Below are 11887 nucleotides of genomic sequence, written 5' to 3' on the forward strand. Positions count from 1 at the left end.
CTCAGCCCAGCGCGCCCATCGCCGCGACCGGCTGCACCGGGAGCCCTTCCAGCACTGAGGCCAGCCCCTGAGGATCGACACGGCCGCCGCGCATCGTCTCGTCGCGATGGATGCCGCCGGCGATGAACAGGCTGTCGAAGCCCATCAGTCGCGCGCCGGCGAGATCGGTGCGCACCGCATCTCCGATCACCAGCACCTTCGCCGGATCGACGGGTCGCCCGCCGCGGGTCTCGGCCGCGGCGGCGAGCGCTAGATCATAGGCCGGCCGATAGGGCTTGCCCGCCCAGGCGACGGAGCCGCCAAGCTCCTCATAGATCGTCGCAAGCGCCCCGGCGCAGGGCAGGAGATCCTCGCCGACATGCACGACGAGATCGGGATTGCCGCAGATGAAGGGCAGGCCGCGCGCGGCGAAGCCTGCCAGCAGCGGGCGATACTGCTCCGGGGTCTCGGTGCGATAATCGTTCAGCTCGGTCGCGACCACGATGTCGGCCTCCTCGGCGCCGACCAGCTCGACGCCGAGCCCCTCGAACACCGACAGATCGCTGTGCCAGCCGATGTGATAGACGCGCTTGTGATGGCTCTGCGCGATCAGCGCCCGGGTCACGTCTCCCGAAGTCACGAGCCTGTCCCAGCAGCCGCGCGGCACGCGCTTGGCGTCGAGCACGCCCGCGACCTGCTGCGAAGGGCCGGGCGCGTTGGACAGCAGCACCACCGCCCCGCCGCGCTCGCGGAACGCGGTCAGCGCCGTGCAGGCCGGCTCCAGCGCCCACAGCCCGTCATGAACCACGCCCCAGACATCGCTGACCAGAACCTCGTAGCGCGCCAGCAGATCGCCCGCCCTCTCCAGAACCGGAACGCTCATCGGCCGGCCGCCTCCATCGCGATCCGGGCCTCGACATCGGCCCGGCGCGGCAGCGGCGCCACAGCGCCATAGCCCTGGGTCGAGAGCGCGGCCGCGACATTGGCATAGGCCCCGGCGGCGAAGGCGTCGTCGGTGCGCAGATATTCGGCGAGGAAGGCGCCGTCATAGCAATCGCCGGCCCCGGTGGCGTCGATCGCCTCGACCCTGATCGGCCGGAAGCGCTCGCGCCGCTGCGGGGTAGCGACGAGCGAGCCTTCCGAGCCCATGGTCAGGGCCACGACCTTGGCGCCGAGGCCGAGATAGAAATCCGCGATCCTGTCGGGATCGCTCAGCCCGGTGAGCTGGGCCGCATCGTCGAGCCCCGGCAGAACGATATCAGAGAGCGCGCAGGCAGCGTGGATGATCGCCCGCGCGCGCGTCAGCGGCCAGAGCTTCAGCCGAAGATTGGTGTCGTAGGCGGTGAGGACCCCGGCCTGACGTGCCGTTTCGAAGGCTGCAAACACCGCGTCGCAGGCGCTCGCCGAAATCGCCTGGCTGATGCCGGAGGCCTGCACGATGCGCGCCGAACGGATCGCGTCGGCCGGCAGGTCGCGCGGGCCGTAAAGGCTCGAGGCAGACCCCGCGCGCAGATAGGAGAAGACATGGCCGGCAGGGCCGTGCTCGACGAAATAGAGCCCTGTCGGCGCTGTGGGATGGGTGGCGACATGGCTGTCGTCGATCCCCTCGCGGCTCCACAGCGCGCGCAGCGAATGGCCGGCGCTGTCGTCCCCCAGCGCACCGAGATAGCCGACGCTGAGGCCCTGCCGGGCCGCCGCCACCGCGCAATTGGACGTGTCGCCGCCATGGCCGAAGAGAAAGGCGCCGGCCTCGCCCCGCGTCGCGTTGAACTCGCCCAGCGGCTCGCCGAGGCAGAGAAGGTCGAAATGTCTGGCCGTCACGGGATTTCAAACCATTTAAATGGCGCAGGAAGCGCCTCGGGCAGCGCCCTCCTCCTACAGCATCGGCGAGAGCCCTGTCATGCGCTTTTCCCGCTGGGCGGGCCGGTGACCGGCAAAAGCGAGCCGCCTCTCGAGACACGCGGCGCCGACCCGGACGAGCTCGAGTGCGGCATCGCCCCGGACGCGGCTACTCCGCAGCGTGCTGCTTCGGCACGGTATCCATCAGGCTGTCGGCCAGCCTGACGATTTCGCGGCGCAGCGCCGGGGCATCGGCCGGTTCGACGACGGCCCGTCTTGCGGACGAAAGCGCCTGCCGCGCCTCCTCGCCATCGGCCCGCGCCTGGGCGAGCGCGCCCTCCAGCAACATCAGTTCGGCCCGCAGCGTTTCCATGCGGGCCTCCCGTTCGGTGTCTGCCTGATTCAAGGCGCCGATCTCCTCCGCATGGTTCCGCCTCGCCTCCAGCAGCGCGGCCGAAGCGGCGCTCGCCTGCGCATCGGCCGCCGCCAGCCCTGCTTCCGCCTGCCCGATCCGCGCCGCGAGCGCCTCGGCCCGCAGCCGCTCTGCCTCGTGCCGTGCGGACATCTCGCCGAAAGCCGCTTCAGAGGCGGCGCCCTGCTCGCTCGCCGCCGCCAAGGCGACAGCGAGTTCGTCGCGCTTGCCCTGCAGGACGAGGATTTCGGTGCGGCTTTCGACCTGGGCGACGCGAAGGCTCTCATATTCGTGGCGAAGCGCAGCCAGCTGAGTTTCGCGCTCCGACAGCGATGCCTGCGCATCGCGCAGCGCAGCAGCGTCCCGCGCCAGTTCCTCGGTGCGTGTGGCGAGCTCCGCCTGGGTCTGCGCCAGCTCCGCCGTGATCAGCGCGAGACGATGCTCGGTTTCGGACAGAGCCTGCTGCTGCCGGGCGATCTCCATGTCGCGACGGCCGAGGGTCTGGAGGCTCTCGGCCCTGGCGGCGAAGCCGCGCTCGGCCTGCTGTTCGGCCGCGCGGATCTTGACCGCCCATTTGGCCCGCAAATGGTCGCGATCCGCTGCGATCTCGGCCAAGGACAGAGGAAATGCCGCTTCCGCCCGCCGCCGGGCCAGACGCTCGGCGCGGCGCGCCAGCGCCGGCAACAGCGCGAGCGCCAGGAGCGAGGCACACAGAAAGCCGAGCGCGATCAACATCGCGGCCTGGATCACGTCACGCGCCTCCGATCGAGCGAGGAAACGAGTCTGCCATGCCGCCGCCCGCCTTGCCAGAGCACCCGGCGCGGAAGCAGCAGCGACGCTCGAGGAGAATCCGACGCTTCCGCAGCGGCTTGGAGAGTCGGGACCGGCTCAGAAAGGGTTCCAGGTCGATTGCGAGGTGAATTTGAGATAGCCGAGATTGACACCCAGCCGCCAGCCGACGCCCGTGCGGATCGGCACCAGCGTGATGCCCTCCGCGGTCAGCGCGGTAAAGCCGAAGCCGCCGATGAAATAGGCCGAGCCGTCGACACCGGCGAAGCGCTGATAGACGGCATCCACGCGCGGAAGATTATAGACCAGCATCATGGTGCGCGCACCCTCGCCCCCGAAATCGAACCCGATCGAGGGCCCTTGCCAGAACACGCGCCGGTCGCCCGCATTGCGGGTGTAGAGCGTGCCCTCGCCATAGCGCAGCCCGCCGACGAAGGCGCCGGCGGCCTCCTGACCGAGGATGTAGCCGTTGGGCTCTCCCCAGCGGCGAACCGCCTCCTCGATCGTCAATGCGAGGCCGCGCGAGACATTGCCGAAGAATTTATGCCCGGAATCGACCAGCTCGTTCTGCGAGAAGGAGCGCTGGCCGTCGTAATTCTGGGCAAGGGCGGCGGTGGCGAGACTGGACAGGCTGGTGCCGGTCAGGGCCGCTGCCAGGCCACCCTTGATCAGATTGCGGCGGGTCTGGATCATGCAGGCGATCTCCGAATAGGGGCCGCCGGGTGCCGACGGCGGGACGCTTGAGAGGCCGGATCGCCAGGTCCATCCGGACGATGGCGGCGCGGCTGCGTCGCGGCAGGCGCACCGATCCTGGGCCGGTCGGCAGTCATCGACATGCAGAAAATGCACGGATCCGACAAATCCGAATCAATTCGGTTACCTGGTTGATACGCCGCAAATCTATCCAAGGGGTGAATTTGAACAGCCTGCCTCGTTTGGCGGAGCAATGAAGGATTTGCGCGGATGAAGGCGGTAACATGGCAGCGCTGGATAGCGCTGGCCGTCGGGATGGTTGCGCTGTCGGTTCTGAGCCACCCTGCTTTCGCCAATGCGCCGAACCCGCCGACGCAGGCCGTCCCCGGCAAGAGCACCAACTCGTCCTCGGCCAACCGCGACCTGCCATCCGGCCTGCCCGAGCTGCCCTCCGTCGGCGAGACGATGCAGCGTGATCTGCGCCTCGGCCTCGCCCTCAACGGCTTCGACCCCGTCAGCTACCGGCTCGGCGCACCAACCGCCGGCTCCCCGGATTTCGAGCTGATGATCAACGGGATCGCATGGCGCTTCGCCTCATCGGCCAATCTCGCGGCGTTCCGCGATGCGCCGGAAATCTACGCCCCCGCCTTCGGCGGCTTCGATGCCACGGGCGTGGCGGCCGGTGCCGCCGTGGACAGCGAACCTCTTTATTACGCGGTGGTGGGCACCCAGCTCTTTCTCTTCCGCAGCGCCGAGAACCGCACGCGCTTTCTCGCCGATCGCGGCCTGCTCTCCCGCGCCCGCGAGCGCTGGGCCGAAGTATCCCGCCAGCTCGTGCGCTGATCGTCGCCGGTCAGGCGGCTGCGTCGCCCGCGATCGCCCGGCGCGCCAGCGCCTCGCTGGACGCCGCGACGAAGGGCGGGTTGCGGAACTGGCGTTCCACCACGCCATAGCGGGGCACGGCCCCGTCCAGCGTCAGCACGACCCCGCCCGCCGCCGACAGGATCGCATCGCCTGCCGCGATATCCCACTCCATCGTCTGGCCGCAGCGGACATGCAGATCCGCCTCCCCTTCCGCCAGCAGCCCGAATTTGATCGCGGAGGAGACGGGCACGCCTTGCATCGAACACAAGGATGCGGCGATGCCGTCGCTGCGGCCGTCGCCGTGAAAACGGCTGACCAGCAGGCGCGGCCCGGCGTCCGGAACCTCACGCACATGGACAAGGCGGGCCCGCCCCACGGGTGCGCCGCCCATGCCGAACCCTTGTGCATAGGCATGCTCGCCCGCGAACCACAGCCGGCCCAGCGCGGGCGCGGCGATGGCGCCGGCGATCGGCCGGCCATCGACGACGACCGCGATGGCGACGCAGTAATTATCCCCGCCGGCGATGAATTCGCGCGTGCCGTCCAGCGGATCGAGCAGGATGAAGACCGGGCCCGGCTGCACGGTCTCGACCGTTTCCTCACTCACGACGGGGATGCCCGGCGCCAGGCGTTCGAGCGCCGCCTTGGCCGCCAGATCCGCCGCCAGATCGGCCGAGCAGACGGGCGAGCCGTCGGTCTTGAGCCGGACCTCGTAGGCGGCGCGCTTCTGGAGCAGGGCGACGCTGGCCGCGCGCGCGGCCGCGGCCAGTTTGCGCGCAATGGCGTCACGGTCTTTGAGGCGGGGATCGTCACGGCCGATCATCGCGGCCCATCCTTGAACATTGCGGGCTGAATCTGGTGATTAACCACATGAAAACCAAGAGGGCAGCATACCAGAGCGCAACGGCGCCACGCTCTCGGCGCAGCGCTCACCCCGGGATTTCGCCTCCATGACCGCCATCTCGCTCGATTCGCTCGATCTGGCCGCGCTTCTCTGCAGCCGCGTCTGCCATGATGTGATCAGCCCGGTCGGCGCGATTGTCAATGCGCTGGAAGTCCTGGAGGAAGACGACCCCTCCATGCGCGATTTCGCACTGGAACTGATCAAGAAGAGCGCCCGCAGCGCCTCCGCACGGCTGCAATTCGCCCGCCTCGCCGTCGGCGCCGCCGGCTCGGCCGGCGCGATGATCGACCTCGGCGACGCCGGAAACGTCGCCAACGGCTTCCTCAACGACGACAAGCTTTCGCTGGATTGGGACGCGCCGCGCGCCCTGCTGCCGAAGAACCAGGTCAAGCTGCTCCTGAACCTGCTCGTCATCGCGACGCAGGCCGTCCCGCGCGGCGGCAAGCTGATCTCGCGTACCACGGTCGAGGGCGAGCAGGCCCGCTTCGAGATCACCGCCACCGGCTCGCATGCCCGCATTCCGGCGCATGTCGAGGAGTTGATCGCGGGCCGCTCGGAGACCGGCACGATCGACGCCCACGCGGTGCAGCCGCTCTACACCGGCATGGTGGCGCGCGCCGCCGGGATGGAGATCACCTTCGCGATCGAGGGTGACACGGTTTCGATCGCCGCAGCCAAGGCCGCCTGACCCCGGATCGGGGGGCATGACCGGAGATTCGGCGCCCGCGCCGGAAAATCTCGCATGACGCAGCAAGTCTTCAACCGATCATCAACCCTTCTGGGCCCTAATGGCCCCATGTGTTGCGTTGGGTGATGGTCCTTGCATGGACGACTTGCTGCAAGAGTTTCTGACTGAGACCGGCGAGAATCTCGACACGGTGGATCGGGAACTCGTCCGTTTCGAGCAGGAGCCCAACAACCGCGAGATTCTGCGGAACATCTTCCGGCTGGTTCATACGGTGAAGGGCACCTGCGGTTTCATCGGCCTGCCCCGTCTGGAAGCGCTGACCCATGCGGCCGAATCCGTCATCGGCCAGTTCCGCGACGGCGCCATGGTGCGCCCGACCGCCGTCACCGCCATCCTCGAAACGATCGACCGGGTGAAGGACATCCTGGCCGAGCTCGCCGAGAAGGGGCAGGAGCCGGCCGGCAGCGACGACGGGTTGATTAGCGAACTGCAGACCCTGGCCTCCGTCGCCCGCGCCGAGCTGGCGTCGACGCAGCAGGCCGAGGCGCCGGCACCGAGCCCGGACGCGCCGATCGATCCTGTCGCCGCCTATCTCGCCCGTCACGGACAGGCCGCGCCGCTCGCCGCAGCCGCGCCCGCCGAGGATATCGTCTTCCAGCGCGCGCCCGATCCCGAGCGCGGGCCGGATGGTCGCCTCGCGGTCCTGGAGACCGGCCACGAGGCCGGCCAGCCGCGCAGCGGCGGTCCCGCCACCTTGCGTGTCGCCGTCGACACCATCGAGCATCTGATGACGATGGTGTCCGAGCTGGTGCTGACCCGCAACCAGCTGCTGGAAGTCTCCCGCCGCAAGGAGGATATTGGCCTCAAGGCGCCGCTGCAGCGCCTCTCGCTGATCACCGCCGAACTGCAGGACGGCGTGATGAAGACCCGCATGCAGCCGATCGGCAACGCCTGGTCGAAGCTTCCGCGGATCGTGCGCGACCTCAGCGCCGAGCTCGGCAAACGCATCGAGCTCGTCACCGAAGGCGCCGACACAGAGCTCGACCGGCAGATCCTCGATCTCATCAAGGACCCGCTGATCCATATGGTCCGCAACTGCGCCGACCATGCCATTGAGATGCCGCCGCAGCGCCTCGCCGCCGGCAAGCCCGAGCACGGCACCATCCGCCTCAGCGCCTATCACGAGGGCGGCTCCGTCACGATCTGCGTCGCCGATGACGGACGCGGGCTCGACATCGAGCGCATCCGCAACAGGGCCGTCGCGCGCGGCCTCGCCAGCCAGAGCGAGGCGGAGCGCATGAGCGACGCCCAGATCAGCCGCTTCATCTTCCACCCGGGCTTCACCACCGCCGATCAGGTGACGGCCGTGTCCGGCCGCGGCGTCGGCATGGATGTCGTCAAGGCCAATGTCGATTCCATCGGCGGCCAGATCGACATCGTCAGCCGCCCCGGCCTCGGCTGCACCATGACGATCAAGATCCCGCTGACGCTGGCCATCATCTCCGCGCTGATCGTCGTCTGCGGCGACGAGCGCTACGCGATCCCGCAGGTCGTGGTGCGCGAAATCGTGCGCGTGAAAGCGGACGGGGAGAATCGGATCGAGGAGATCAACGGCGCGCCGATCCTGCGCCTGCGCGGCAAGCTGCTGCCGATCGTCGCGCTCTCGGGGCTGATGTGTTCCTGCCGCGCCTCCCACGAGGACGGCTTCATCGTGATCACCCAGGTCGGGGAGCGCCAGTTCGGCATTCTGGTCGATGGCGTCTTCCATACCGAGGAAATCGTCGTGAAGCCGATGGCCAGCCGGCTGCGCCAGATTCCGCTGTTCTCGGGCAACACCATCCTGGGCGACGGCAGCGTGGTCCTCATCGTCGACCCCAACGGCGTGGCCGCCGGCATCGGCCGGATCCCGCCCGCCGAAGCGGAACGCGGGGAGGCGTCCGGCCACGCGCGCACAGCCGGCCCGGAGCGGACCACCATGCTGGTCTTCCGCACAGGCGGAGACCGCACCCAGGCACTGCCGCTGTCTCTCGTCGCCCGGCTGGAGGAAATCGACAGCGCCCAGTTCCAGAAGAGCGCGGGCCGCACTCTGCTGCATTACGGCAACCGGCTCGTGCCCGTGACCCCGCTGGGGCAGACGAAGCTGTGCAGCGAGGGGCTGCAACCCCTCATCATCGTCTCCAACGGCGAGCTGAACGTGGCTCTGGCGGTCGAATCGATCATCGACATCGTCGAGGAGCCCTTCGCGCTCGAAATGACGGGGGCCACCGAGCGCGGCGTCATCGGATCGGCGATGATCCGTGGACGCGCCACCGACATCGTCGATCTGTCGCATTACCTGCCGCTCGACGAGCCCGGCTGGTTCGGCATGCCCGCTCACGATCGCAGCGAGAGCATCCTGCTGGTGGAGCCTTCGGAGTTCCTGCGCGAGATGCTGAGCCCCGTGCTGAAGGCCTCGGGACGCGCCGTGCTGGCGGCGGCCGATCCCTCGACGGCGCTCGACCTGGCGCGGGACAGCTCGCCCCGCGCCATCCTCGTGGATCTCGACCGCGACACCGATGCGGCGCTGCGGCTCATCGCCGATCTGCGCTCGGCGGCGGCCGGGCGCCCGGTGCGAATCCTCGGGCTGACCGCGCTGGTCACGCCCGATCTCCAGATCCGCGCCAACCGCGTCGGCGCCGACGACGTCCACGCCAAGTTCGACCGGCGCGCTCTCCTTTCGGAGCTGCACGCCCGCGGCGAGATGAGGGACGCGGCATGACCGACCATCACCCCGCCCGCGACGCCTCGCCCGAGCCTTTCGAGGGCTCGCTCGACTATGTCACCGTGCGCATCGGCACCCAGCTTCTGGGCCTGCCGATCCAGCGCGTCCGCGACGTCTTCATCGCCGACCGGATCACGGTCGTTCCCGGCGCGCCGCCGGAGATCGTCGGCCTGCTGAACCTGCGCGGCCGGGTCGTGACGGCCATCTGTCTGCGCCAGCGGCTGCAGCTGCCGGCCTTGCCTGTCGACAGGGGCGCGCTGAACCTCACCGCCATCGGTCTCGATCATCGCGGCGAGGCCTACGCCCTCATCGTCGATGCGGTCGGCGAGGTTCTTCGCCTCGACCCATCGACTCTCGAACCCCTGCCTGGCCATCTGGACGCCGCCTGGACGGCGCTGGCCGGCGGGGTCCACCGCCTGACCGATCAACTGCTCGTCGTCCTCGATCTGGATGTCGTGCTCGACTTCGACCTTCGCGTGGCTGCCTGAGCCGCACACCGCCTCTTCGGAGAACCGCATCATGAAATATTGTCTCGTCGTCGATGATTCGGCCGTGATCCGAAAAGTCGCCCGCCGCATTCTGGAGGGCCTCCAGTTCCGCATCGCCGAGGCGGAGGACGGCGCCCGCGCCATCGATTCCTGCAAGGGCGAGATGCCGGATGCCGTGCTCCTCGACTGGAACATGCCGATCATGGACGGCTACGAGTTCCTGCGCGCGCTGCGTCAGATGCCGGGCGGCAAGCGGCCCAAGGTCGTCTTCTGCACCACCGAGAACGACATCGCCCATATCGCGCGCGCCATGCACGCCGGTGCCGACGAGTACATCATGAAGCCTTTCGACAAGGAGATCGTGGCGTCGAAGTTTCATCAGGTCGGGCTGCTCTGAGCCTGACGGCAGATCACGAGACGGCTGTTGCCCGTCTTCCGGAACGATCGGATCCCATGATGGGCTCGTCCTCCCTGATAGGCCAGGCCTCGCGCTACAAGACGGTGGTGATCGCCGACGATTCCGTCGTGGTGCGCGGCCTGTTCGCGCGCTGGCTCGGCGAGGTCGGCCATGTTCAGGTCGTGGCGGTCGCCGGCGACGGCGAGACCGCTCTCGCCCATGCCGGCCGCTTCAAGCCCGATGTGATGGTGCTCGACCTCGACATGCCGGGGGTGCTGGGCGCCGAAACCATGCCTCAGATCCTGCGCGAAAGCCCGCAGACCAGCATTCTGCTCGCCGCGACCCTCAACGAGCGCAACACCCGCGTGGCGCTGGAATGCATGACCAGGGGCGCGACGGACCTCGTCTCGAAGCCGGACAGCCGCACCGGCATGACGATGTCGCTCGATTTCCGCAGCGAGTTCCTGCAGAAATTCGGCAACATCACCCGCCTCCCGGGGAAGCTGGGCGTTCCGGCGGCCGATCACTCCTCCGAGCCCGCTCCGCAGCGGCTGGGCAATCTGTCGCAACACGTCTCGATCATGCCGCGCTATCTCGTCATCGGCGCCTCGACCGGTGGCCCGCGCGCCGTGGCGAAGGTGCTGTTCGACATCGGCGAGCACCTGAACCATCTGACCACGCTCATCGTCCAGCATATGCCGCCGCTGTTCACGGCCTCCTTCGCCGAGCAGATCGGCAGCCAGATCGGTGTGCCGACGCGCGAGCCCTATGATGGCGAGCGGCTGAACCGCGGTTCGGTCTATATCGCGCCGGGCGGGCGCCATCTCGGCATCGACCGGCGGCTCGGCCATATCGTCGCGACGGTCACCGACGGCCCTCCGGTCCATTTCTGCCGTCCGGCGGTCGATGTGCTGTTCACCGATGCGGCGCGCCACTTGGGTGCGGCTGCGATGGGCCTCGTGCTCACCGGCATGGGCAGCGACGGCACGGACGGCGCCGGCGCGCTGCGGCGGGCCGGCTGCGCCGTCATCGCCCAGGACGAGGCGAGCAGCACGATCTGGGGCATGCCGGGCTCGGTCGTCCGGGCCGGCCAGGCCAGCGCCACCATCTCGCTCGACGACATCGGCACGGCGATCCGCGCGCTCCTGCAAGGGGGCGGCGCCTGATGAACGAGAGCGATTTCGCCTTCCTCCGCGCCCTTCTCCAGCGCAAATCCGGCATCGCGCTCGGCAGCGACAAGCTCTATCTCGCCGATAGCCGTCTGAGCATCCTGTGCCGCAAGCGCAACGTCGACTCGATCGACACGCTGATGCGCCAGCTGAGGCTTGGGCGCGAGCCGGAGCTGGAATCCGCCATCGTGGAGGCGATGACCACGAACGAGACCCTGTTCTTCCGCGACCAGACGCCGTTCACGCTGTTCAGGGACGTGATCCTGCCCGAGCGCCTCGCGGTCAATGCCGCCCGCCGCCAGCTGCGGATCTGGTGCGCAGCCGTCTCCAGCGGGCAGGAAGCCTACTCCCTCGCCATGATTCTCGAAGACATGGCCGAGCGCCTCGCCGGCTGGCGCATCGAGATCCTCGGCACGGACATTTCCGGCGAAATCCTCGAGAAGGCTCGGGCAGGCGTCTACAGCCAGTTCGAGGTCCAGCGCGGCCTTCCGATCCAGATGCTGCTGCGCCACTTCACCCAGGTCGGCGACAAGTGGCACATCTCGGACCGGCTGAGGTCGATGGTCGAATTCCGCCAGCACAACCTGCTCGACGCGAGCGACTCGCTCGGCCAGTTCGACGCGATTTTCTGCCGCAACGTGCTGATCTATTTCGACCCGCCGACGAAGACGCGCGTCCTCGCCCGTCTGGCGCAGCGCCTGGCGCCGCAGGCCTCGCTGGTGCTGGGCGCGACCGAAACCGTCCTCGGCCTGCCCTCCGACTTCACGCCGGATCGCGACAATCGCGGTCTGATCCGGCTGTCGCGCGACATCCGCCCCTCGCCCCTGCCCCTGCCGATGGCGGCCCGCGGCGCCGGCCTCGCCCGGCCGCTCTGACGCCGGTCGCGGGCTCGAGCAGGACCCGG

At 68.8% G+C, this 11887-nt stretch carries 12 protein-coding genes; 7 read left to right on the plus strand and 5 right to left on the minus strand.

Annotated features, from left to right (window positions below; genetic code table 11):
* Nucleotide 1: 1 nt before the first annotated feature.
* The 4 genes from ACOJTB_RS15510 to ACOJTB_RS15525 form a co-directional block, all read right to left on the minus strand.
* On the minus strand, nucleotides 2-862 hold the full coding sequence (locus ACOJTB_RS15510; protein ID WP_420103424.1) for a TIGR01459 family HAD-type hydrolase: 861 nt from the start codon (nucleotides 860-862) through the stop codon (nucleotides 2-4).
* Nucleotides 859-1800 carry a sugar kinase gene (locus ACOJTB_RS15515; protein WP_420103425.1) on the minus strand — a complete coding sequence of 314 codons (942 nt, stop codon included), beginning with the start codon at nucleotides 1798-1800 and terminating at the stop codon, nucleotides 859-861. Before ACOJTB_RS15515 ends, ACOJTB_RS15510 begins: the two co-directional genes overlap by 4 nt.
* Nucleotides 1801-1987: 187 nt before the next feature.
* The gene (locus ACOJTB_RS15520; RefSeq protein ID WP_420103426.1) at nucleotides 1988-2980 is read right to left on the minus strand and encodes a coiled-coil domain-containing protein; all 993 of its coding nucleotides are present in this window, start codon (nucleotides 2978-2980) and stop codon (nucleotides 1988-1990) included.
* 138 nt (nucleotides 2981-3118) lie between these two features.
* Entirely contained in the window at nucleotides 3119-3712 is a 594-nt protein-coding gene (locus ACOJTB_RS15525) for a DUF1134 domain-containing protein (RefSeq protein WP_420103427.1), read from the minus strand.
* 270 nt (nucleotides 3713-3982) lie between these two features.
* Between ACOJTB_RS15525 and ACOJTB_RS15530 the strand changes: the two genes are divergently transcribed.
* Nucleotides 3983-4555 carry a YHS domain-containing (seleno)protein gene (locus ACOJTB_RS15530; protein WP_420103428.1) on the plus strand — a complete coding sequence of 191 codons (573 nt, stop codon included), beginning with the start codon at nucleotides 3983-3985 and terminating at the stop codon, nucleotides 4553-4555.
* Nucleotides 4556-4565: 10 nt separating this feature from the next.
* Here the strand turns inward: ACOJTB_RS15530 and ACOJTB_RS15535 are convergent, their stop codons facing one another.
* On the minus strand, nucleotides 4566-5399 hold the full coding sequence (locus ACOJTB_RS15535) for a 3'(2'),5'-bisphosphate nucleotidase CysQ family protein (RefSeq protein ID WP_420103429.1): 834 nt from the start codon (nucleotides 5397-5399) through the stop codon (nucleotides 4566-4568).
* A 127-nt stretch (nucleotides 5400-5526) separates the two neighbouring features.
* Here ACOJTB_RS15535 and chpT point away from each other — a divergent pair, with 127 nt between their 5' ends.
* The 6 genes from chpT (at nucleotide 5527) to ACOJTB_RS15565 (ending at nucleotide 11858) form a co-directional block, all read left to right on the plus strand.
* Nucleotides 5527-6168: a histidine phosphotransferase ChpT gene (gene chpT / locus ACOJTB_RS15540; RefSeq protein ID WP_420103430.1), complete on the plus strand. Its 642-nt coding sequence runs from the start codon at nucleotides 5527-5529 to the stop codon at nucleotides 6166-6168.
* A 136-nt stretch (nucleotides 6169-6304) separates the two neighbouring features.
* A complete protein-coding gene (locus ACOJTB_RS15545; protein WP_420103431.1) occupies nucleotides 6305-8926 on the plus strand; it encodes a chemotaxis protein CheW in 2622 nt (873 codons plus the stop codon).
* A complete protein-coding gene (locus ACOJTB_RS15550) occupies nucleotides 8923-9417 on the plus strand; it encodes a chemotaxis protein CheW (protein WP_420103432.1) in 495 nt (164 codons plus the stop codon). The genes ACOJTB_RS15545 and ACOJTB_RS15550 overlap by 4 nt, the downstream gene beginning before the upstream one ends.
* A gap of 31 nt (nucleotides 9418-9448) precedes the next feature.
* Nucleotides 9449-9814, plus strand: a complete 366-nt coding sequence (locus ACOJTB_RS15555) for a response regulator (protein WP_420103433.1) — start codon at nucleotides 9449-9451, stop codon at nucleotides 9812-9814.
* Nucleotides 9815-9873: 59 nt separating this feature from the next.
* Nucleotides 9874-10980, plus strand: coding sequence for a chemotaxis-specific protein-glutamate methyltransferase CheB (gene cheB, locus ACOJTB_RS15560; RefSeq protein ID WP_420103434.1), 1107 nt, complete (start codon nucleotides 9874-9876; stop codon nucleotides 10978-10980).
* Nucleotides 10980-11858, plus strand: a complete 879-nt coding sequence (locus tag ACOJTB_RS15565; protein WP_420103435.1) for a CheR family methyltransferase — start codon at nucleotides 10980-10982, stop codon at nucleotides 11856-11858. The genes cheB and ACOJTB_RS15565 overlap by 1 nt, the downstream gene beginning before the upstream one ends.
* The last annotated feature ends 29 nt before the right edge of the window (nucleotides 11859-11887 follow it).

The sequence above is a fragment of the Allobosea sp. genome, assembly GCF_048595345.1.
Taxonomy (GTDB): Bacteria; Pseudomonadota; Alphaproteobacteria; order Rhizobiales; family Beijerinckiaceae; genus Allobosea.